We start from the raw sequence: 21,997 nt of genomic DNA, 5'->3' as shown, positions 1-21,997 counted from the left end.
TAATGCTGAACCGGCCTTTTCTTTTGTTCCCTTCCTGTTCTATCATAGTGCGATGACCGCCAGTTCCTCTTCTCCCGTAGCGCAAGGCTGTTCGCCCCTGACCGATGGCACGGCCCTGGCCGTTGCGCGCGGCACGTTGCGCCTGTTTTTCCGCCATGACATGAGCGGGATATTGGAAGTGCCGCTTCCCAATGGCCGCCGTGCGGACATCATGGCGCTGGACAGCGCGGGGCGGATAACCATCGTCGAGATCAAATGCAGCCGCGCAGACCTGCTGGGCGATATGAAATGGCCCGATTATCTGGATTATTGCGACCGCTTTTTCTGGGCGGTGCCTTCCGGTTTCGACCTGTCGCTGTTCGACAGCGAGGCATTATGGCCCGCACGGACCGGGTTGATCGTGGCCGATCAATATGATGCCGAATTGCTGCGGCCTGCCCCGGTGGAGCCGCTTCCGGCGGCGCGGCGAAAAGCTGAGACATTGCGCTTCGCCAGGCGCGCGGCGCGGCGGCTGACTGCGCTCGCCGATCCGGACCATGCAGCGGAACTGGGCTGGTAAAGGCTGGATCCGCGCGGGATTAGTAGGGACGCTTTCCCCAATATTCCTCAGCGAGGAACTGGTTGAGCGCGGTGGAACCCTGACGCGCCGCGGTTCGCGCCAGATGGCGGCGAATGTCATAGCTGCTGGAGCTTAGCGCCGCGCCGAAGGCGTCCATCGCCTTCGTCGATCCGTGCTGCGTGCCCGTATAGGGCTGGAAGATATTGCCGAGCGCCTGTTCCCAGGCTTTCTCCATATCCATTGGCTTGCGGTTCATGGTCTGCCTCTTCGCGAAGGATGGCAGGAATGAAGATGGGAAGGCCAGGCGTTTAGCGCAAGGTGACGCCTGGATCCTTTGTCCTGACGAACCGCTTGCTAGAAAACCGGACCTTGCACTGGGCCGGAGGGCGCTGCCTTGGTTTTGGCCGCTGTCACCGCTTCGACCAGGCCGGGGGTGCGCGATTCCCGCTCTGCATAGTCGCGCGCGGACATGCCGGCGATGGTGTCGCGCCTGTCGGCATTGGCGCCCTGCGCAATCAGCAGCCGGACCAGTCCCACGTCACGCAGTTGCACCGCGCGGATCAGCGGCGTTTCGCCACTGCCGTTCGCTTTGTCGATCTGAGCGCCGCCAGCAAGCAGCGTGCGGACTCCATCCTCGAACCGGGCCTGGACCGCATTCATCAGCGGGGTATTGCCGCGATTGTCGGTCAGGTTGGGATTGGCGCCCTTGGCGAGGAGGAAGGACAGCCATGTGACGTCACGGCGCGCGATGACCATGTGCAGGGCGGTTTCACCGCTGGTGACATCGCGGCTGTTGATGACCGTCGAGCCGGGCTTCTGGATAAGGTCGGTGACCTTCTGCCCGTCAGCGTCCTTGACCGCCTTCAGGAAGTTGTAGCTGTCCGAAAACTGCGCATGCGCCGCCATCGGCGACAGCAGCGCGAGAGCCAGAGCAGCGGCGCGGCCTGCGCCCATCCAAGCCGGAAAACCTCTTGTCATCGTCGTTAAGCCCCGTTGGCATTTGCAAAAGCGCCCATAGCAGGGCATGGCTGGCGGCGCCATGAACAAAGCGCTTTGCTCCATCCTGCTGCCGATCACCGCCCTGCTGGCTGCCTGTAATATGGGCGCGGGCGGCAATGCATCAAGCGAGTCAGGGAGCGCGCCCGGCGACCTTGCCGGAGCGCGGATCGGCGCGCCCTTCACCCTGACGAACCAGGATGGCAAGAAGGTGCAGTGGCAAGATTTTCAGGGGAAGTACCGGCTGGTCTATTTCGGCTACAGCTATTGCCCCGATGTCTGCCCGCTTGACCTGCAACGCATCATGCAGGCGTTCACGCAGTTCGAGAAGGCCGACGCCGGGCGCGCGGCCAAGGTGCAGCCGGTGTTTATCAGCCTGGACCCTGAGAGGGATACGCCCGCGGTGCTGAAGGCCTATGTCGCTGCCTTCCATCCGCGCCTGATCGGCCTGACCGGCACGCCCGATGAGATTGCAAAGGTGGCGAAGGATTTCGTCGTCATCTTCAACAAGGAAAAGCCGCAGGAGGACAGCGGCTATCTGGTAAGCCACAGCCGGACGCCCTATCTGTTCGGGCCGGATGGCCAGCCGGTTGCGCTGGTTCCGGTGGACGATCCGGGAACGCCGGACCAGGACGAAGGCGCACCGGACAAGGTGCTCGCCTTCCTCGAAAAATGGGTCAAGTGACGGTTTGAACTTCTGGGAAAAGCCCCTCGACAAGCTGGATCGCGCGGAGTGGGAAGCGCTGTGCGACGGTTGCGGCAAATGCTGCCTGCACAAGGCGGAAGATGAAGATACGGGGCGTATCTACCCGACCAACGTCGCCTGCCGCCTGCTCGACCGACATAGCGGCCAATGCACCAACTATAAGGAACGGCGCAGCTTCGTGCCCGATTGCGTGCGCCTGACACCGCAGAAGGTGAAGACGATCAGCTGGCTGCCGCGCACCTGCGCCTACCGGCTGCGTAGCGAGGGAAAGCCTTTGCCGTCATGGCATTATCTGATCAGCGGCGATCGGGAAGCGGTGCACCGGGCGCAGGAGTCCGTGCGCGGCTGGACGATCGCCGAGGCAGATGCGGGCGATTGGGAAAATCATCTTGTCGATCGAGAACTCTGAAGGCGCGATCCTGGTCGATGGGGTGGCGGTGCCGGTGCGCGTCCGCCGATCGGCCCGGGCGAAAGCCTATCGCCTGTCGCTCGACCGGGCGCGGGGCGAGTTAAGGTTATCGCTTCCGACCAAAGCGAACCTTCATCGCGCGCTCGGTTGGGCGCAGGGGCATGAGGGATGGGTCCGGACGCAAATGGCGGCGCAGCCTGCCCTGGTCATGTTTGGCGATGGCGCGATTTTCCCGCTGGAGGGACGGGAGGTGCGGATCTGCTGGACGCAGGGCGCGCCGCGTTCGGTCCGGTTGGCCGAGGATCGGCTGATCCTGGGGGGCGTGGCGGAGTCAGTAGGACCGCGCGTGCTGCGCTGGCTCAAGGCGCGGGCTCGGGCCGTGCTGGAGATGGAAAGCCATGCGATGGCGCGCGATCATGGGCTGGTCGTGGCGTCGGTCGGCATTGGCGATCCGCGCAGCCGTTGGGCGAGCTGCGCGTCGAACGGGGCGATCCGCTATAGCTGGCGCTTGATCCTGTGCCCGCCGCATGTACGCCGGGCGACGGTGGCGCATGAACTCGCCCATCTGCTGCACATGGACCACAGCCCCGCCTTTCACGCGGCGCATGCGCGGATATTGGGAGAGGACCCGCGGCCTGCGCGGGCGTGGCTGCGGGAACATGGCGGAGCGTTGCACCGCTATATCGTTTAGGCTTCCGGCCGGCTGGCGCGCGTTCAACCCGCGCAATCGTGCGGCGCATCCGGGCGGTGGGCCAGGCCGCAGGTGCGGCAGATGACATGGTTGCCGGGCTTCAGGCCGTGGCCGACCGCGACCCGTTCATCAAAGACATAGCAGTCGCCACGCCAGCGGCTTTGGTCTTCGGGCATTTCCTCAAGATAGCGCAGGATGCCGCCGCGCAGATGATAGACCTCTTCAAAGCCGCGCGATCGCACCAGCGCGGTCGATTTTTCACAGCGGATGCCGCCGGTGCAGAACATCGCGATGCGCGGCTCGCGTCCCTGTTCGCGCAATTCTGCAGCGAAGCTGTCGAACCAGCCGGGAAAGTCACGGAAGGAGCGGGTGCCCGGATCGATCGCGCCCTCGAAGCTGCCGACCGACACTTCATAAGCGTTGCGCGTATCGATCAGGATCGTGTCGGGATCGGCGATCAGATCGTTCCACTCCGCCGGGTCGAGATGGCGGCCTGCTTGCGCCGCAGCGTCAAGATCGCCTGCGCCCAGGGTCACGATCTCCTGCTTCACCTTCACCTTCATGCGGCCGAAGGGGGCCTGGGTAGCGGTGGCGTATTTGACGTCCAGATCGGCGCAGCCGGGCAGGGCGCGGATATGGCCGAGGAGTGCGGCAATGGCCTGATCGCTGCCCGCGACCGTGCCGTTGATCCCTTCGCGCGCGAGGATCAGCGTGCCGCAGGTTTCAAGCTGCGCGCAGAGTGTCCGCAATTCCGCCGCGATCGCCTCTGGGTCGGCGAAGGACGCGAAGCGATAGAGCGCGGCGATGGTGAAGGGCGGAGCCATGCCGCGCCCATAGCGGCTTCATCGCCCTCTTGAAAGGCCGGGCGCGAGCGCGCATAGGCGGGGCATGGTTCCCTTTTCGTTCGCGGGTCACGAGTTTCTGGCATTGCCCGAGGCGGCGCTGTTCTGGCCTGCGCACTCGGCGTTGCTGGTCGCGGACCTGCATTTCGAAAAGGCGAGTTGGTTCGGTCGGTTCGGTCAGTTCCTGCCCCCGCATGACAGCCAGGCGACGCTCGACATGATCGAGATGCTGGTGGAACGGACGCGCGCGCGCGCCGTCTGGTCCCTGGGCGACAGTTTTCACGATGCAGATGGGGCGGCGCGCTTGCCTGCCAAGGTGCGTGAGAGGCTTTGTGCGCTGACGGCGCGGTTGGATTGGCTGTGGATCACCGGCAATCATGATGTGGGCATGGCGGAAACGCCCGGAGGCAGGCGCATGGTGGAAGCCGAGGTCGATGGCATCTGGTTGCGGCATGAAGCCGATCCGGTCGATCCGCGACCCGAGATTTCGGGGCATTTTCACCCCAAATTCCGCCTTTCTTTGCGCGGACGGCATGTGTCGCGGCGCTGCTTCGTCGGATCCTCATCCAAACTGATCCTGCCAGCGTTGGGCGCGCTGACCGGCGGGCTGGACGCGGGGCATGGGGAAATTCGCCGTGCGGTGGGTCCGGGGGCAATGGCGCTGGTGCCCGTCGCGGACCGGATGCTGCGTTTCCCGTTGGGGTAGAGACGCTACGGAAACGCGGCGTTAAGCTGTTGCTGCTAGACCACATGGCGCTAGAATACGGCAACAACTGGGCGCAAAGGGTTGTAAAGGCTTGGTTAGCTTGCCTTTGATCCGCTGTGTCCGCATAATCGCACTCCTAAGGCCGACTTGGAAAACCAGGCGCTGCAGGAGAGGAAGGGTCCCATGAATAAGAAAAATCTTTGGCTTTTGTCTGCCGGTGTGGTCGCGCTGGCCGGATCCGTGTCCCACGTTCAGGCGCAGGAAGCGCCGCCGCAACAGGCAGCAGAGGAGGATGGCAGCGTCATCATCGTCACCGCGACGCGCCGCGCCAGCCCCTTGTCCGACGTACCGATCGCCGTGTCGGCGGTCACCGCCCAGGCGATGCAGAATAGCGGCGCCAGCGACATTCGTACGCTGAACCAGCTTGCGCCGTCGCTGCTTGTGTCATCGACGGGGTCGGAAGCCAATGCGTCGGCCCGCGTCCGCGGCATCGGCACAGTGGGCGACAATCCGGGCCTCGAAAGCTCGGTCGCCGTGTTCATCGATGGCGTCTATCGGTCGCGCACGGGCGCGGGGCTTAACGAACTGGGCGAAATCGAGCGGGTCGAAGTGCTGCGCGGGCCGCAGGGCACGCTGTTCGGCCGCAACGCTTCGGCGGGCCTCATCAACGTGATCAGCAAGGCACCCGAGTTCAAGCTGGCGGGCAAGGCCGAGGTCACCTACGGCAATTATGATTATTGGCGGCTGGCCGGGCGCATCACCGGCCCTGTCTCCGAGCAGCTGGCGCTCAGCCTTGACGGCGTATGGTCGAAGCGCGACGGCTTTTTCGATCTGGTCGATACGAGCGGCAGCAAGGTGGGCGAGACCAACGATCGCGATCGCTATTTCGTGCGCGGGCAGGCGCTGTTCGAACCGAACGACTCGCTGTCGATCCGGTTGATCGGCGATTATACCCATCGCGACGAAAGCTGCTGCGGCGCGGCCTATATCGAAACACGCGAGCGGCGGCCGGTCGCGGGTGGGGGTTATTCGACTGCGCCCTTCAACCGCATAGCGGCGATCCTGTCCGGGCAGGGCAGCGTGTTCCCGACGGATCCCTATGACAGAGACCTGACCATCACGGCGGGCCGCAATTATGGCAGCAAGGTCAAGGATTGGGGCGTGTCGGGCGAGGTCAATTACGACCTGGGCGACGCGAAACTGACGAGCATCACCGCCTACCGCGATTATAAGAGCCAGGATTATGGCGATTATGACTATAGCGGCGCGGATCTGCTCTATCGCGACCCCAACACCTATCGCCAGTTCCGCACCTTCACGCAGGAGCTGAGGGCGCAGGGTTCGGCCTTTGGCGAGGTGCTGGACTGGCTGGTCGGCGGCTACTACGCGCATGAGAAGCTGACGCTGGAGGACAATATCCGCTTCGGCGCGGATTATGGCCGGTTTACAGCCTGCCGTTTGATGGCGGGTGCGGGCGTCAACAGCAACCTGACGGCGCAGCAGCTGGCGGCGTGCGGCAGCGGATTGGCGACACAAGCGCTGATCACCGGCACGCAGGCGCAGCTCAACGCCGCCTTGACTCCTGCCCTGGGAGCCGGTGCGGCTGGTGCGCTGTCAACGGGTCTGGGCAATGGGCTGCGTGCGTTGGCGGCGATCCCCAGCGGTACGGGCGATCTCGCTTCCGTATATCGTCAGAAGAGCGAGAATTGGGCGCTCTTCACGCACAATATCATCCACATCACCAAGCAGCTCGATCTGACGCTGGGGCTGCGCTACACCCATGAGAGCAAGCGTTTCTCGGCAGATTTCAACAATAATAATGCGACCTGCGCGGCGTTGCAGACCCGCAATCCGGGAGCGCTCAACGACTTGTTCGAGATCGCAACCACCCCGGCGCTCGGTAGCGCGGCGGCGCTGGCGCAGGGCATCCTGACGCTGGGCTGTTTGGGCAATAGCTCGACCGGGCTCAACGCGCTGAACCTTAATGACAGGATCAGCGATGGCCAGTTTTCCGGAACGGCCGTGCTGTCGTGGAAGCCGGTGGATGAACTGCTGGTCTATGGCAGCTATTCGAAGGGCTATAAGGCGGGCGGTTTTAATCTTGATCGTTTCCAGCTGGGATCGACAGGGCTAAACCCTGTTCCGGCCGTTTTTTCGCCCCGGAGCAACGCCGATGTTACCAGCCTGCGCTTTGCAGCGGAGAAGGTCGATGCGTTCGAAGTGGGGCTGAAATACACCCAGCCCAAATGGAGCGCGAACATTGCGGCATTCCGGCAGGAGTTCAAGAATTTCCAGTTGAACACCTTCAACGGCACCAGCTTCGTCGTCCAGAATATCAATGGCTGTGACGGGGCGCTTTCGGCGAGCCGTACCTGTGACAGCGATGATGTCGGGCCTGGCCTGATCAGTCAGGGCGTGGAGCTGGAGCTGGCGGCGACGCCCGTGCGTAATGTGCGATTCGCTGGCGGGTTGACCTATGTTCAGGCCAAGTTCGCCAACCGGCTGGTCGGCAGCGGCAATGGCTCTGTGCCGCTAGACCAGGCGCTGTTCCTGCTGCCCGGATCGATTAACTCGCAGGCGCCGGAGGTGGTGACCACGGTCAGCGCGTCTTGGACACCCGAGCTGGGTTCCAGCGGGCTGTCAGCGCTCTTCTATGTCGATGGGCGCATGACGAGCGACTTTAACACAGGGTCCGATCTGTTCCCCGAAAAGCGGCAGGACGGCTATGCGGTGTTCAACGCGCGTGTTGGTCTTCGCGGACCGGAACAGCGCTGGGCAGTGGAATTCTGGGGCCAGAATATCTTCAACCAGGATTATACGCAGGTCGCCTTCAGCGCCCCGCTGCAGTCCAGCAGCCCAAGCACATCGACGACCGGTCAGTTCGCGCGGGGCGCGCCGATGGCGAACCAGCTGATTTCGGCCTATCTGGCCGAACCCCGCACTTACGGCATCACGTTGCGCGGGAGTTTCTGATCATGCCCCGCCCGCTTCCCGGAAGGGAGCGGGCGGGCGCAGGGCGTTCTCCAAAAAGGGCGGTGCCGACGCGGATATCGGTCGCGCCGAGCATGATCGCCGTTTCGAAATCGCCTGACATGCCCATGGAGAGGCGATCGACGCCTTCTTCCCGCGCCATCTTCGCCAGCAGGGCGAAATAGGGCGCGGGCTCCACATCGGCGGGGGGCACGCACATGAGGCCCGCCACGGGAATATCGGCGTCGCGCGCAGCGCGCAGCAGGGCAGGGGTGTCGGCAATGGCGCAGCCGCCCTTTTGCTCTTCCGCACCGATATTGACCTGAATGAAGCAAGGAATGCGCTTGCCCGCCGCATCCATTGCCTTGGCGAGGGCTGTAAGCAGCGAAGGGCGGTCGAGCGAATGGATGACGTCGAACAGCGCGACGGCGTCTGCGGCTTTGTTGGATTGAAGCTGGCCGACGAGATGCAGTGCGATGTCCGGGGTTTCGGCGCGCAGTTCTGGCCATTTGCCCTGCGCTTCCTGAACGCGGTTTTCGCCGAAGCTTCGCTGGCCTGCGGCGATCAGGGGACGAATGGCGGCAGCCTCCTGCGTTTTCGAGACGGCGATCAGGGTGATGTCTGCGGCGGTGCGGCCGGTGAGGCGCGCGGCGCGGCCCATGGTTTCGCGCACGGCGTTCAACCGTTCTGTGGCTTCGATGCTGTCGGTCGTCATGGTGGCTGCTATAGGCGAGGGCAATGAGAGCCCGCTACGCAAAAAATGTGCCTTCGACCTGGCTGGTGACCGACGAACGGGTTTCGACGGCGGCACTGCTGAAGGGCGCGGCGCGCTTGCCGCAGGGGAGGGGTGGCATCCTCTTTCGCCATCATGCGAGCGGCGGTCGGGAGCGGCGGCGGCTGTTTGACCAATTGGCGACGATCGCGCGCCGCAGGCGACTGGTGCTGCTGCTTGCGGGATCCGCGCGGCAGGCGGCGGCCTGGGGCGCGGACGGATGGCACGGGCGCAGCGTCAGCGGCACGGTGCGGCCTTTGTGGCACAGCATGGCGGCGCATAATGCGCGCGAATTGCAGGCGGCCGAGCGTGCGGGGGCTGATCTCATCTTTCTGTCGCCTTTGTTCCCGACACGGTCGCATCCAGGGGGTAGGGCACTCGGCCGGAGGCGCTTTGCCGCCCTGGCGCACCGGGCAAGCATGCCGGTGATGGCGCTGGGGGGCGTGAGTGCAAAGCATCGGGGTTTGCTGCGCGGGATTGGCGCGGCAGGCTGGGCGGCGATCGATGGGCTGACGGAATAGGATGAGGGAGGAAAATGCGGGCAGCATTGAGGGGGAGCCGTGATTTTCACTGAAGTTTGCTTGTCTGGAGGCGATGTTGTCCGGAAGGTTGGTCGGAAGAGTGGAAAGCCGATATAGGGGAGAGCCACTGGAACTCGGCAGCACCGGCAGACTTCTGTCCGCAAACGAAAGGAGCTTTCGTGACGGACGTCGTCGTTCTCGTTGGAGCAGGGTCGATTGGTCAAGCAATCGCGCGTCGGGTTAGCTCCGGCAGGGCGCTCTTGCTTGCCGACCTCCGACAGGACAATGCCGACGCCGCGGCCAAGACGCTGAGCGATGCGGGTTTCGAAGTCACCACCGCCACGGTCGATGTATCGTCGCGCCAATCCGTTGAGGCGCTGGTGCGGCAGGCGACGGGCATGGGCGATATAACTGGCCTCATACAGGCGGCTGGCGTGTCGCCGTCGCAAGCACCGGTCGAGACCATATTGAAGGTCGATCTTTACGGCACTGCGCTTTTGCTTGAGCTATTTGGCAATGTCATGGCGCCCAGCGGCTCGGGCGTCGTTATTTCTTCTCAATCGGGGCACAGGCTTGGCCCGCTTCCGGTGGAGCAGAGCAAGGCGTTGGCGATGACCCCTGTCGAAGACCTCCTCAATTTGCCGTTTCTGCAAACTGGCGAGGTGAAGGACACATTGCACGCCTACCAACTTTCGAAGCGCGGCAATGTGCTGCGGGTCATGGCCGAGGCGGTGCGCTGGGGTCGGCGCGGAGCGCGGATCAACAGCATAAGTCCAGGCATCATCATCACGCCCCTTGCGAATGACGAACTCACGGGGCCGCGCGGCGAAGGTTATCGCAAGATGATCGAAAGCTCTGTGGCGAAGCGCGCCGGGACGCCGGACGAGATAGAAACCGCCGCTGCACTGCTCATGGGACAGGACGGGGCGTTTATTACCGGCAGCGATTTGTTGATGGATGGCGGCGTTACCGCAACTTACTGGTTCGGCTGACACCTTGATAGCAAATGTTCGGTAATGGTCGTGAGCAGACTCACCCGCCGTCCGCATGGGGCTTGTCGAGAGTCCTCGTCCAACTTGGGTTCGCAGAGGAACGCTAGGGAATGATCAGGTGAAGCTGGGGCTATGCGATAGCATTGGCTGGTACGACCGAAGGAGGGTTCAAGACCCTCCGTCCGATCAGAATTTGAATACCGTGCCCAAATAGACGGCCTGATTATCCTGCCGCTCGTCGGTCATCGGGGTCAGGCGGCCGATGACGCTGTTGTTGTAGCGCAGCCCGGCCGTGACGTTGAGATTGCGCGTTAGCGAGTAGGAGCTGGCCAGATCCAGCGAATAATCCTTGTCCGCATTGGGCGCGCGAACGGCAGCGCCAGGATCGCGGCGGCTTTCGATCATCACCTTGGTGCTGAACCGATTCTTGGTGCCCTGATCCAGCGAGAAATTCTTTGCGCCCGCGATCTGATCGATCGAAACCGGGTCGAGTTCCTTGCGGCCGACCGCTTCAGGCAGGGCGAACTTGCGCCAGTTATGCGCATTGTTCAGGCTGAAGGCGACGGGAGCGATGCTGACGGGATCGAGCGTACGGCTGACGGTCATGCGATCATTGAGATCGGCCGCGCGCACCATCACGGTGACCGAACGCTGCCCGCTGAGCGAGCCGCTGGTTGGCGTGAAGCGGAAATTCTGACGACCGGCCGAGGCGGCGATGCGCGCGTAAGCGGCGGCAAGGCGCGGGTCTTTGGTCGTTGGGGTGAAGGAAGAAATGCTGCCGAGCGCGCCGAGCGAAACGGGCACGTCAGCCCGCATGCGGACAAGATCGGTTGCGGCGCCAAGAGCGGGAGACAGCATGAAGCCGGCCACGGCGATAGCCGAGCCTGCCAATGCTAACTGTCCCCTCTTCATACGCATGACGCGAATCTCTTCCCCACCGACTAATTTTCTAAACCTGTACACCTGAGAGCCTGCAATGGGTAGTACGTCATGACCTTTTTGTCCGCGCTGTTGCACGGAACACACAGAGTCCAAACGCACGGGTCGGCGAAGCGTTTCTTACGCGTCCGCGGTCCCCCTTGCCCATTGCCACGGCTTCTCTATAGAAGCGGGGCGTTTTTCCTCAATATGGGACATGCCTGATGGTCCGCCGCCTACGCGCTTCTGTTTCCGCCGGTCTGCTGCTGGCCGCGCTTCTGCCGCTCGCTGCTTGTGGCGGCGGGTCCAAGGAGCGTCCGAAGGCCGATCTGGCCGCGTCCAAAGTGACGACCATCGGCGTCAACAGCTATTTGTGGCGCGCGACGCTGGACACGCTGTCCTTCATGCCGATGGTGCAGACGGATTCGAACGGCGGCGTGATCGTCACGGACTGGTACGCCAATCCCAACAGCCCAAACGAGCGGATGAAGCTGACCGTGTCGATCCTGGACCAGGATCTGCGCGCTGATGCGCTGCGCGTGGCTGCCAGCCGACAGGTCAACCAGGGCGGTCAGTGGATCGATGCGCCGGTCCAGGCCGCGACCGTGCAGAAGCTGGAAGAGATCATCCTGACCAAGGCGCGCGACCTGCGCCGGATGGCGATTGCCGGATAAGATTTCGTTTAACGGATTTTCCTGAATAACTGGGGCTGGGCTTGGAAAAGCTCAGCCCGCCTGCATTTTGAGGACTGGAATAGATGCAAAGGCGCTTCAACCCGCTGGAGGCCGACGCCCGATGGCAGGCCGTCTGGGACGAGAAGCAGACGTTCAAGGCGTCCGACAGCAGCGACAAGCCGCGTTCCTATGTGCTGGAGATGTTCCCCTATCCCTCCGGGCGGATCCATATCGGCCATGTGCGCAACTATTCGATGGGTGACGTGCTGGCGCGCTTCCGCCGGATGACGGGACATGAGGTACTGCATCCGATGGGCTGGGACGCCTTTGGCATGCCGGCCGAAAATGCCGCGATGGAAAAGAAGGTGCATCCGGGCAGCTGGACGCGCGAGAATATCGCGACGATGCGGACACAGCTCAAGAAGCTGGGCTTTGCGCTCGATTGGAGCCGGGAGCTGGCGACCTGCGAGCCGGATTATTATGGGCAGGAACAGGCGCTGTTCCTCGACATGATGGAAGCGGGCCTCGTCTATCGCAAGGAATCAGCGGTCAATTGGGACCCGGTCGATATGACCGTGCTAGCGAACGAGCAGGTGATCGATGGCAAGGGCTGGCGCTCCGGCGCGCCGGTCGAGAAGCGCAAGCTTAGCCAATGGTTCCTCAAGATCACTCAATTTGCCGATGACCTGTTGGCGGGTTTGAAGACGCTCGACCAGTGGCCCGAAAAGGTGCGGTTGATGCAGGAAAATTGGATCGGCAAGTCGGTCGGTCTGCAATTCCGCTTCAAGCTGGATGAGGTCGTTGACGGCATTAGCGAACTGGAGGTTTTCTCCACCCGTCCCGACACGATCTTCGGGGCGAGCTTCGCGGCGATTGCGGCGGATCATCCGCTGGCGCTGGCACTGGAAGCCAAGGACTCGGCGCTCGCCGCCTTTGCCGAGGAATGCCGTCATACGGGCACCGCCGCTGCCGAGGTCGAGACGCAGGAGAAGAAGGGCTATGACACCGGCCTGTCGGTGATCCATCCCTTTACCGGGCGCAAGTTGCCGCTGTTCGTCGCGAATTTCGTGTTGATGGATTATGGCACGGGCGCGGTCATGGCGGTGCCGGGGCATGACCAGCGCGACCTCGACTTTGCGCGCAAATATATGCTGCCGGTCGAGCGCGTGGTCGCTGCGGAGGGCGATGAGGACAAGGGCATTGGCGACGAAGCCTATGCCGGGCCGGGCCGCCTTGTGAACTCCGATTTCCTCAACGGTATGAGCGTCGAGGATGCGAAGGCCGAGGTTATCCGCCGCGCCGAAAGCGAGGGCTGGGGCACTGGCACCACCGTATTCCGCCTGCGCGACTGGGGCGTGTCGCGCCAGCGCTATTGGGGCACGCCGATCCCGGTGATCCATTGCGAGGATTGCGGGGCCGTGGGCGTGCCCAAGGATCAGCTGCCCGTAGTGTTGCCCGAGGATGTCAGCTTCGACATTCCCGGTAATCCGCTGGATCGCCACCCGACCTGGAAGCATGTCGATTGCCCGAAATGCGGCAAGGCGGCGCGGCGGGAGACCGACACGCTGGACACTTTCGCCGACTCCAGCTGGTATTTCATCCGTTTTGCCAGCCAGCCCAAGGACAAGCCGTTCGACCGCGAGACGGTCGAAAAATGGCTGCCGGTCGGTCAGTATATCGGTGGCGTGGAACATGCGATCCTGCATCTGCTCTACGCCCGTTTCTGGACCCGCGCGCTGCAGCATATGGGGCAAATCGGCTTTGCGGAGCCGTTCACCGGGCTTTTCACCCAGGGGATGGTGACGCACGAGACCTACAAGTCGCCCGAAGGCACCTGGCTGGCCCCGCAGGATGTGGAGCGGCAGGGCGACAAGGTCGTGATGCTGGACAGTGGCGCGCTGGTTACGGTCGGTCGTGTCGAGAAAATGTCCAAGTCCAAGAAGAATGTCGTCGATCCCGATGACATCATCGCCCAATATGGCGCGGACGCGGTGCGCTGGTTCATGCTGTCCGACAGCCCGCCGGAGCGCGACCTGCCCTGGACCGAGGCCGGCATCGAAGGGTCCTGGCGCTTCGTAAACCGTCTTTGGAGGCTGTTTGGCGAGGCTGATAAGGGGGCGGAAGGGCAGGACAAGGCGCTCGACCGCAAGCTGCACCAGACCATCGACGGCGTTGCCAAGGATATCGAGGCGCTGTCCTTCAACAAGGCTGTGGCGAAGATCTACGAACTCACCAACGCGGTCGAAAAGGCCAAGCCCTCGGCCAGCCGCAGCGCGGCGATCCGGGCGCTGGCGCTGCTGGTCGCGCCGATGACCCCGCATCTGGCCGAAGAAGCGTGGGCGGACATCGGCGAGGAAGGTCTGATCGCCGAGGCGGCGTGGCCTGACGTCGATCCGGCGCTGCTGGTCGAGGATGAAGTCACCATCGCTTGCCAGGTGATGGGCAAGCTGCGCGACACGATCACCGTGCCCAAGGGTACGCCCAAGGAGGAATTGGAAAAGCTGGCTCTGGCGGCGCCCAATGTGGTGCGGACGCTGGATGGGGCGAGCCCCAAGAAGGTGATCGTGGTGCCTGATCGTCTGGTGAACCTGGTTATCTAGCAAGCTCCGACCGCCCTGTTCGAACGAGCCACCCGTCTCGTTCGACAGACTCAGCCCGAACGGATAGAGATTGGTCTATGAAACGCACCGTCCCCCTTCTCCTGCTCGCTTCGCTCTCTGCCTGCGGGCTGCATCCCGTCTATAGCGGGGGCAGCCATGGGGCAGTGGCGCAGCGGCTGGGTAATGTCGAGGTCGCGGCGATCGAGGGCAAGGGCGGCTGGCTGGTGCGCAATGCGCTTAATGACCGGCTGGCGGCGATGAGCGGCAATGGCCCCACCTACAAGCTGGTGGTGAAGCTGGACGACCAGATCAGCGGCTTTGGTCTTCGGGCGGACGCCGCGGTCACGCGCGAGCGGCGGACGCTGCGGGCCCGTTATCAACTGATCGATACGGCGACGGGAACCCAGGTCATCGATGACACCGCCGGTTCGGATGCGGGCATCGATGTCACGTCGAGCGAATATGCAACCATCGCGGCGGAAGATACGGCGCTGGAGCGACTGTCGCAAACCATCGCCGACCAGATCGTGACCCGGCTCGCGCTGTACGCCGCGCGGGAACAGCAGCGTTGAAGGCCAATCGGGGCCAGATAGAAAAGGCGCTCGACGCACCGTCGGCCGACATACGTTTTTTCCTGCTGTACGGACCGGATGAAGCCGGGAGCGCGGCGCTGGCCAAGCGGCTGGAGCGCGCCATGGGCCCGGAGGCGGAGCGCGTGGATTTGGACCCGCGGACATTGCGCGACGACCCGGCGCGGCTCGCGGACGAGGCGGCGTCCTTCTCCATGTTCGGTGACAAGCGGTGGGTGCGCATCAACGGCATGGGAGAAGAATCGCTGCCTGCGCTGTCTGCGCTGCTGGAAGCGGAGGCGGCGGGTAACCCGGTCATCGCTACCGCGGGCGCGCTGAAGGGTACGTCCAAGCTGCTCAAGCTCGTCCTCGACAGCCCGGCGGCGATGGCCTTTGCGTCCTACCAGCCCGACGCGCGGGAGGCGGAGCAGATCGCCGTAGCCATCGCGCGGGAAGGGGGGCTGCGCCTTGCGCCGGAGCTGGCCAAGCGCATCGTCGATCTGGCCAATGGCGACCGTGCGTTGATGGCGGGCGAAATCGAGAAGCTGACGCTCTATCTTGACGCGGCGCCGGACCGGCCGGGCGATGCGACAAGCGAGGCGCTGGACGCCCTGTCGGCGGACAACCCCGACGCCGACTCCGCGCCGCTGGTCAACGCGGTGCTTGGCGGTGATCTTCGCGCGATGCACCGAGAGCTGGGGCGGCTGGCGGAGGCTGGAACGGCAATGGCCGCGGTGTTGCGGCCGCTGCTAACCCGCGCGATGCTGCTGGCGAATATCCGGACGTCCTTTGACGATAGCGGGCGTCTGGATGCGGCGGTCGAGGCGGCAGGCAAGCAGGTGTTCTGGAAGGAAAAGGGTGTGGTGACGCGGCAGGTGCGGCTGTGGGATGCGCATGGAATTGCGCGCGTCATCCAGCGGCTGGCGCAAGCCGAGCGGGCGAGCCGGTCGGGCAGGGGACTGGGCGACCTGATGGTGCGGCACGAATTGCTGGCGATCGCGCGGCAGGCGGCGCGCGAGCGGTAGAGAAAATGTGCATCTCCTTTCGCGGGAATAGGGAGAGATTGCGCGCGACGTCTCGACTTCGCCCCAGCGAACGGATGGGAGGTAGGCATATGGGTGGCCTGCTAAGCGCTTGATCGCTGGGGACGGGCTCGCCATATTGCGCCCATGGACAAGCTCAACCTGACCGACGTTGAATGGCGTGAGCGCCTTTCCCCCGAACAATATCATGTCCTGCGCGAAGCGGGGACCGAGCGGGCTTTCACCGGCCGATATAACAGTAACAAGGCCGACGGCGTATATTATTGCGCCGGATGTGGCGCGGAGCTGTTCGACGCGGAAGAGAAATATGACAGCGGATCGGGCTGGCCGAGCTTCACGGCGCCCGTCGATATCGATGCGGTCGAAGAAATTCGCGACAGCAGCCATGGCATGATCCGCACTGAAGTACGCTGCGCGAAGTGCGAGGGCCATCTCGGGCATGTCTTCCCTGACGGTCCTGGCGTCAACGGTCTGCGCTATTGCATGAACAGCGCGTCGCTGGATTTCAAAGCGCGGGACGAGGTTGAATAATTATTCATCGCCGGTAAAGCCTCGCTTCTCTTGAGAACCGAGTTTCAAGGGTTGCTTGCGCCTGATTTCCGCTGGCCGCCCGTTCACTTAGCGCGTATGCGAGCGGCATAGATGGCACGATCAGGCAAGAGCAAGGGGACGCCGGGCAGGGCGAGGCTGTGGCTGGTGCGCGCCGTGAAGTTCGGACTGGTCGCCACGCTGGGTGGACTGTTCGCCATAGTGGTCGCGGTGGTCATCGCCTACCAGTCGCTGCCCAGTTATGAATCGCTGAAATCCTCGCCCAACGGCCAGATGATCCGCGTGCATGCCGCCGATGGGAGCGTGATCGTTTCGTTGGGGCCGAGTTTTGGCCGCTGGCTTGCCTATGATCAGATCCCGAACGTCATGGTGGATGCCATGATCTCGACCGAGGACAAGCGTTTCTACCTGCATCCTGGCGTCGATCCGATCGGCATGGCGCGGGCCACGTGGGTGGCGCTGGAGAACCGGGGCAAGGGCCGCCGCTGGCAGGGCGCATCGACCATCACGCAGCAGGTGACGCGGAACATCTTCCTCAACAACAGCTATAGTTGGGGCCGCAAGGTGCGGGAGATGATCCTGGCGTTGGCGCTGGAGCGGAAATTCTCCAAGCGGCAGATTCTGGAGCTGTATCTCAACAAGGTTTATTTCGGCGGGGGGGCCTATGGCATCGACGCCGCAAGCCGGAAGTTTTTCGGTCATTCGGCAACCACGCTCCGCCTGCCTGAAGCAGCGATCATCGCGGGTCTGGTCAAGGCCCCGTCCAGCTATTCGCCCACTGCCGACGCCGAGGCCGCCATTGGCCGCGCGGGCGTGGTGCTGCAGCTGATGCAGGAAAATGGCGCGATCAGCGCGGCGGAGCGGGCCAGCATCGATCTCAATGATGTGAAGATGGCTCCGGAGCCGCCGCAGAACAGCGTGCGTTACTTCACCGACTGGGCGCTGCCGCAACTGGACGTGCTGGTCGATGAGCCTAACGAGCCGCTGGAGGTCTATACGACCATTGACCTCGGGATGCAGAAGGCGGCGACGGCGGCGATCCAGGCCAATGTGCCTGCGGGCGCGCAGGGAGCGCTCGTGTCCGTGGATCGGGACGGGGCTGTGCGCGCCATGGTGGGTGGGTTGGACTATGTGACGTCCAACTATAATCGCGCGACCACCGCCACCCGCCAGCCGGGTTCGGCGTGGAAGATCTTCGTCTATATGGCGGCGCTGGAGGCGGGATATACGCCCGATACGCGCGTCACGGACAAGCCGGTGACGATCAACGGCTGGAGCCCGCGCAATAGTTCCGGGCGCTATTCAGGCGACATCGATATCCGCACCGCCTTTGCCTATTCGATCAACACCGTCGCGGCGCAGCTGGGTGTTGAAGTGGGCTTCCCGACCGTTGCAGATATGGCGCGCCGCTTCGGCATCACGACGCCGATCAACACGCATCCTTCGATGGTTTTGGGGACGTCGGACGTACGGCTGATCGACATGACCCGGGCCTTCGCCTCGATCGCGCGCAAGGGAGTGGCGGTTACGCCCTATGGCATCACCAAGGTGACGACCGCTGACGGCCGGCTGCTCTATCAGCATCAGGACGATACCAGCCGCGTGCTAGTCGCGCCTTGGGTTGCGGCCGGGATGACCGACCTCATGCAGACGGCGGTCAGTACCGGCACCGGCAAGGCGGCGCAGATCGGGCGGCCGGTTGCGGGCAAGACCGGCACCACCAGCAGCAACAAGGATGGCTGGTTTCTGGGCTTTTCCAGCGGCATCACCACCGGCGTGTGGATGGGCCGCGATGACGCGCGCGCTGTCGGCGTGCTGCAGGGTGGACGCGCTCCGGCTCATGCCTTTGCCGACTATATGAAAGTCGCGGTGTCTCGCCGCCCGGTCGAGCAGTTCGAGACCCAGGTGACGCTGCCCGAATGGCAGTTGGAGCCGGACGAGGAAGCGTATTATGGCCAGCCCGACAATAGGACCGGTGGCGGCATGATGGTCGATGAGAACGGCCTGCCAATCAGCCAAGACCAGCAGCAGGATCAGGAAGATCCGGAGCAGGATGAGCAACCGATCGAGCAGGCTCCGGCAGCGCGCACGATGCCGCCGCGTCTGGACCAGCAATGGATCGACCAGGTGCTGGGCCGCGACCGGCAGCGGTCCGCGCCCCACTAATCCCCTAACCGGCTTTGCGCGGGGTTGCGGCGAAGCGCTGCCGATCGAGCGAACCAGCGTCGGGCATCAGGAAATCGACCTTTCCGCGGCCGAAATCGATGGCGACGCGGTCGAACATCTTGAGCGCCTGGATGCCGAGCAGCAGGGTCGGCTTGTCTTGCAGGCCGAGTTCTCGGAAAGGCTGGGCATCGGCGAACATGACCGGCAGATCGGTCAAGGCGATGGGACCCATGCGGATGCGGCCGATGCGACCCAGTTGCCCGGTCAACGTCTCGCCGGTGACGCTGAGCAGGCTGACGGTGCTCATCAGCGGTGCGCGCTTTTTCCGGATGAGCTTGTCTCGCAGCGCCAGATTGCCGACGCTGAGATGCGTGCCGGTGTCGAGGATGATGTTGACCTTAAGCCCGTTCGCGTCGGAATGGAGCAGGATCAACTGTCCTTTGCGGCGGCGCGCCTCGACGATGATTGCGTTGGGATCGCGCCACTTCGGGCGGCTCGAGCCGATCTCCATGCGCCCGGTGCGGAAATTCAGCAACAGGCGCTTGGCATGCAGGCTGTCGAGGCCAAGCAGCCCCGCTGCGCCCAGATGGTTCGCTTCCAGCACTGGGGCCTCGATGTCGTTGATCGTCGCATCCCCATAGCCAAGTTGCGGGACAGCAACGGTGCGCGTTTCGCTGCGACCCGCCATGCTGACGATCGTCACCGAGCGGCGCGTGGGAAGGGCGAGCCGTTCGGCAAGGTCGCGGGAGATGACGGTGCGCTGCGACCCGGTATCCACGATGAAGTTCCACGGTCCCTTGCCGCTGATATGGATCGGGATGGAGACACGATCGTCGTCGGTGGACAGCGTCCGCACGACCGCAGGGGGATCGGTTGCAGGGGGCATCTGCGCCGCCGCAGGGAGGCTGAATATGAGGACAGCAATTGCGGGGACGAGAGGAAAATGTCTCATGCCCTCACCTCTCCGGCTGTTATGGCCCTTCATAGCATGAAGGCGTCGCCATGGTCTATCGCCGCAACTGCTGCACCTTCTGCCGACGAAGGTCATCAACCACGCATTTTCCCTGCGTGCGGGGCGTTGCTGCGCCTTGACTTGGGGGCAGGCTGGTCGCTAAACGCGAACAATCTCTTCCGGCCGTCCAGCGCCGGAGTCTCCCGTGTTCTTCATACCGGGCAGCTCTCCCCGATTTTCGAATTTCCTTCCTCATCTCTCTCCATCGGACTTTAGTCGAATGCACCTTAAGGACCTCAAGAAGAAATCACCCGCCGACCTTGTCACCATGGCGGAGGAGTTGGGCGTCGAAGGCGCATCGACCTTGCGTAAGCAGGACCTGCTGTTCGCGATCCTCAAGGCCGAAGCGGAAAATGGCGAGCAGATCATGGGCGAGGGCACGATCGAGGTGTTGCCCGACGGCTTCGGCTTCCTGCGCAGCCCGGAAGCGAATTTCCTGGCCGGTCCTGACGATATTTATGTTTCGCCTAATCAGGTCCGCAAATTCGGCCTGCGAACCGGCGATACGGTGGAAGGCGAAATTCGCGCGCCCAAGGATGGCGAGCGCTATTTCGCGCTGACCAAGCTGATGTCGGTCAATTTCGACGATCCTGAAGTCGTCCGCCATCGCGTCAATTTCGACAATCTGACGCCGCTTTATCCGACCCAGAAGCTGGTGCTCGATACGCTGGACCCGACGGTCAAGGACAAGTCGGCGCGCGTCATCGATATCGTCTCGCCGCAGGGCAAGGGGCAGCGCGCATTGATCGTCGCGCCGCCGCGCACGGGTAAGACGGTCCTGCTCCAGAACATCGCCAAGGCGATCACCGACAATCACCCTGAAGTTTTCCTGATCGTCCTGCTGATCGACGAGCGTCCGGAAGAAGTCACCGACATGCAGCGCAGCGTGAAGGGCGAGGTCGTCTCCTCGACCTTCGACGAGCCCGCGTCGCGCCACGTCCAGGTCGCCGAAATGGTGATCGAGAAGGCCAAGCGCCTCGTGGAACATAAGAAGGATGTGGTGATCCTGCTCGACTCGATCACGCGCCTTGGCCGCGCCTACAACACGGTGGTGCCGTCGTCGGGCAAGGTGCTGACCGGCGGTGTGGACGCCAACGCGCTGCAGCGGCCCAAGCGCTTTTTCGGCGCTGCGCGCAACATCGAGGAGGGGGGCTCGCTCTCCATCATCGCGACGGCGTTGATCGACACCGGCAGCCGCATGGACGAAGTCATCTTCGAAGAGTTCAAGGGCACCGGCAACTCGGAAATCGTGCTGGACCGCAAGGTCGCCGACAAGCGCATTTTCCCGGCGCTGGACGTCGGCAAGTCGGGCACCCGCAAGGAAGAGCTGCTGGTCGACAAGGCCAAGCTGTCCAAAATGTGGGTGCTGCGCCGTATCCTGATGCAGATGGGCACGATCGATGCGATGGAATTCCTCCTCGACAAGATGAAGGATTCCAAGACCAACGAAGACTTCTTCGATTCGATGAACCAGTAAGCGGGAGCTTCGTTAGGCCGCCATGCTCGACCTCATCACGACTGCCGCTGCCGCCGCGCAGGGGCTGGGCTCGCCCGCCGACATCTGGGGGCACATCGTCAACGATTTCAGCAATATCGGCTCTCCCGCCGCGCTGGCCGCCTTTGGCCAGGTGCTGATGATCGACGTCCTGCTGGCTGGCGACAATGCGATCGTCGTTGGCGCGCTCGCCGCGGGCCTGCCGGCGCAGCAGCGCCAACGCGTCATCCTGATCGGCATCATCGCCGCGCTGGTTCTGCGGATCGGCTTTGCGCTGGTCGTGACGCAGCTGATGCAGATTGTCGGCCTGATTCTGGCGGGCGGCCTGCTGCTGCTGTGGGTCGCTTTCAAAATGTGGCGGGAGCTGCATCCCAAGCGGGGTGGTGACACGCCCGGCGACACCAGCGACGACGATATTTCCGGTCTGCGCCCCGCCAAGAGCTTCGCCGCGGCGGCTTGGGCCGTGGCCGTTGCCGACGTTTCGATGAGCCTTGACAACGTCCTGGCGGTCGCGGGCGCGGCGCGCGATCATCCGGGCATCCTGATCATCGGCCTGATCCTGTCGGTCGCCCTGATGGGCGTGGCGGCAAATATCATCGCCAAATATATCGAGCGGTTCCGTTGGATCGCCTATGTCGGCCTTGCCGTCATCATCTATGTCGCCGTGAAGATGATCTATGAGGGCGTCGTCGATCATAATGTCGGCATATTGACGCTGTTTGGCTGAAGCTATGCGGCGAGCGACGGGTTAGTCGTCCGTCGCTCGCTTTAAGGCCACGGCGCGCCAGGGCTGATTGATCAATCCGC

Annotated in this window: 22 protein-coding genes; 16 read left to right on the top strand and 6 right to left on the bottom strand. The window is 63.4% G+C overall.

Annotated features, from left to right (window positions below; genetic code table 11):
* Window positions 1–52 precede the first annotated feature (52 nt).
* Entirely contained in the window at window positions 53–559 is a 507-nt protein-coding gene (locus EP837_RS07270; RefSeq protein ID WP_066525902.1) for an MmcB family DNA repair protein, read from the top strand.
* A 19-nt stretch (window positions 560–578) separates the two neighbouring features.
* Here EP837_RS07270 and EP837_RS07265 read toward each other — a convergent pair whose 3' ends face one another.
* Together EP837_RS07265 and EP837_RS07260 are read right to left on the bottom strand one after the other, a co-directional pair.
* Window positions 579–815, bottom strand: coding sequence for a hypothetical protein (locus tag EP837_RS07265; protein ID WP_066525900.1), 237 nt, complete (start codon window positions 813–815; stop codon window positions 579–581).
* Window positions 816–913: 98 nt separating this feature from the next.
* The gene (locus EP837_RS07260) at window positions 914–1,513 is read right to left on the bottom strand and encodes an ankyrin repeat domain-containing protein (protein WP_066525898.1); all 600 of its coding nucleotides are present in this window, start codon (window positions 1,511–1,513) and stop codon (window positions 914–916) included.
* Between the two features lie 70 nt (window positions 1,514–1,583).
* On the opposite strand from EP837_RS07260, the gene EP837_RS07255 reads away from it, so the two are divergent.
* The 3 genes from EP837_RS07255 to EP837_RS07245 are packed head-to-tail and all read left to right on the top strand — an operon-like array spanning window position 1,584 to window position 3,361.
* Entirely contained in the window at window positions 1,584–2,240 is a 657-nt protein-coding gene (locus tag EP837_RS07255) for an SCO family protein (protein WP_197486242.1), read from the top strand.
* Between the two features lie 4 nt (window positions 2,241–2,244).
* Window positions 2,245–2,670, top strand: coding sequence for a YcgN family cysteine cluster protein (locus tag EP837_RS07250; RefSeq protein ID WP_066525897.1), 426 nt, complete (start codon window positions 2,245–2,247; stop codon window positions 2,668–2,670).
* On the top strand, window positions 2,627–3,361 hold the full coding sequence (locus tag EP837_RS07245) for a M48 family metallopeptidase (RefSeq protein WP_082919568.1): 735 nt from the start codon (window positions 2,627–2,629) through the stop codon (window positions 3,359–3,361). Before EP837_RS07250 ends, EP837_RS07245 begins: the two co-directional genes overlap by 44 nt.
* A gap of 23 nt (window positions 3,362–3,384) precedes the next feature.
* Here EP837_RS07245 and trhO read toward each other — a convergent pair whose 3' ends face one another.
* Entirely contained in the window at window positions 3,385–4,185 is an 801-nt protein-coding gene (gene trhO, locus EP837_RS07240; RefSeq protein ID WP_066525891.1) for an oxygen-dependent tRNA uridine(34) hydroxylase TrhO, read from the bottom strand.
* Window positions 4,186–4,249: 64 nt separating this feature from the next.
* On the opposite strand from trhO, the gene pdeM reads away from it, so the two are divergent.
* Entirely contained in the window at window positions 4,250–4,909 is a 660-nt protein-coding gene (gene pdeM, locus EP837_RS07235; RefSeq protein ID WP_066525887.1) for a ligase-associated DNA damage response endonuclease PdeM, read from the top strand.
* Window positions 4,910–5,092: 183 nt separating this feature from the next.
* Window positions 5,093–7,882 carry a TonB-dependent receptor gene (locus EP837_RS07230; RefSeq protein ID WP_066528919.1) on the top strand — a complete coding sequence of 930 codons (2,790 nt, stop codon included), beginning with the start codon at window positions 5,093–5,095 and terminating at the stop codon, window positions 7,880–7,882.
* Here EP837_RS07230 and EP837_RS07225 read toward each other — a convergent pair.
* Complete coding sequence (locus tag EP837_RS07225; RefSeq protein ID WP_066525886.1) at window positions 7,860–8,594, bottom strand: YggS family pyridoxal phosphate-dependent enzyme; 735 nt, start codon at window positions 8,592–8,594, stop codon at window positions 7,860–7,862. The genes EP837_RS07230 and EP837_RS07225 overlap by 23 nt on opposite strands.
* A 23-nt stretch (window positions 8,595–8,617) precedes the next feature.
* On the opposite strand from EP837_RS07225, the gene EP837_RS07220 reads away from it, so the two are divergent.
* Both EP837_RS07220 and EP837_RS07215 read left to right on the top strand, forming a co-directional pair.
* Window positions 8,618–9,172, top strand: coding sequence for a thiamine phosphate synthase (locus EP837_RS07220; RefSeq protein ID WP_066525885.1), 555 nt, complete (start codon window positions 8,618–8,620; stop codon window positions 9,170–9,172).
* A 179-nt stretch (window positions 9,173–9,351) separates the two neighbouring features.
* Window positions 9,352–10,164, top strand: coding sequence for an SDR family oxidoreductase (locus EP837_RS07215; protein ID WP_066525883.1), 813 nt, complete (start codon window positions 9,352–9,354; stop codon window positions 10,162–10,164).
* Between the two features lie 186 nt (window positions 10,165–10,350).
* Here EP837_RS07215 and EP837_RS07210 read toward each other — a convergent pair whose 3' ends face one another.
* Window positions 10,351–11,082: a hypothetical protein gene (locus EP837_RS07210; RefSeq protein ID WP_066525882.1), complete on the bottom strand. Its 732-nt coding sequence runs from the start codon at window positions 11,080–11,082 to the stop codon at window positions 10,351–10,353.
* Window positions 11,083–11,306: 224 nt separating this feature from the next.
* Between EP837_RS07210 and EP837_RS07205 the strand changes: the two genes are divergently transcribed.
* The 6 genes from EP837_RS07205 to EP837_RS07180 all read left to right on the top strand — a co-directional run bounded on the left by EP837_RS07205 (window position 11,307) and on the right by EP837_RS07180 (window position 18,683).
* Entirely contained in the window at window positions 11,307–11,756 is a 450-nt protein-coding gene (locus EP837_RS07205; RefSeq protein ID WP_066525880.1) for a DUF3576 domain-containing protein, read from the top strand.
* Between the two features lie 83 nt (window positions 11,757–11,839).
* The gene (gene leuS / locus EP837_RS07200; RefSeq protein WP_066525878.1) at window positions 11,840–14,356 is read left to right on the top strand and encodes a leucine--tRNA ligase; all 2,517 of its coding nucleotides are present in this window, start codon (window positions 11,840–11,842) and stop codon (window positions 14,354–14,356) included.
* Window positions 14,357–14,433: 77 nt separating this feature from the next.
* Window positions 14,434–14,928, top strand: a complete 495-nt coding sequence (gene lptE, locus EP837_RS07195) for an LPS assembly lipoprotein LptE (protein ID WP_066525876.1) — start codon at window positions 14,434–14,436, stop codon at window positions 14,926–14,928.
* Window positions 14,925–15,950: a DNA polymerase III subunit delta gene (gene holA / locus EP837_RS07190; RefSeq protein ID WP_066525873.1), complete on the top strand. Its 1,026-nt coding sequence runs from the start codon at window positions 14,925–14,927 to the stop codon at window positions 15,948–15,950. Before lptE ends, holA begins: the two co-directional genes overlap by 4 nt.
* A gap of 144 nt (window positions 15,951–16,094) precedes the next feature.
* On the top strand, window positions 16,095–16,499 hold the full coding sequence (gene msrB / locus EP837_RS07185; RefSeq protein ID WP_066525868.1) for a peptide-methionine (R)-S-oxide reductase MsrB: 405 nt from the start codon (window positions 16,095–16,097) through the stop codon (window positions 16,497–16,499).
* A 111-nt stretch (window positions 16,500–16,610) separates the two neighbouring features.
* Complete coding sequence (locus EP837_RS07180) at window positions 16,611–18,683, top strand: transglycosylase domain-containing protein (RefSeq protein ID WP_066525864.1); 2,073 nt, start codon at window positions 16,611–16,613, stop codon at window positions 18,681–18,683.
* Window positions 18,684–18,687: 4 nt separating this feature from the next.
* Here EP837_RS07180 and EP837_RS07175 read toward each other — a convergent pair whose 3' ends face one another.
* Complete coding sequence (locus EP837_RS07175) at window positions 18,688–19,635, bottom strand: retroviral-like aspartic protease family protein (protein ID WP_066525860.1); 948 nt, start codon at window positions 19,633–19,635, stop codon at window positions 18,688–18,690.
* 280 nt (window positions 19,636–19,915) lie between these two features.
* On the opposite strand from EP837_RS07175, the gene rho reads away from it, so the two are divergent.
* Together rho and EP837_RS07165 are read left to right on the top strand one after the other, a co-directional pair.
* Window positions 19,916–21,172, top strand: a complete 1,257-nt coding sequence (gene rho, locus EP837_RS07170; protein ID WP_066525858.1) for a transcription termination factor Rho — start codon at window positions 19,916–19,918, stop codon at window positions 21,170–21,172.
* 22 nt (window positions 21,173–21,194) lie between these two features.
* Window positions 21,195–21,917, top strand: a complete 723-nt coding sequence (locus EP837_RS07165) for a YjbE family putative metal transport protein (protein WP_066525855.1) — start codon at window positions 21,195–21,197, stop codon at window positions 21,915–21,917.
* Window positions 21,918–21,997 lie beyond the last annotated feature (80 nt).

Origin of the sequence: Sphingobium sp. EP60837 (assembly GCF_001658005.1) — a bacterium.
GTDB lineage: Bacteria > Pseudomonadota > Alphaproteobacteria > Sphingomonadales > Sphingomonadaceae > Sphingobium > Sphingobium tyrosinilyticum.
Note: the sequence above shows the minus strand (reverse complement) of the source record. Positions and strands in the feature narration are given on the sequence as shown.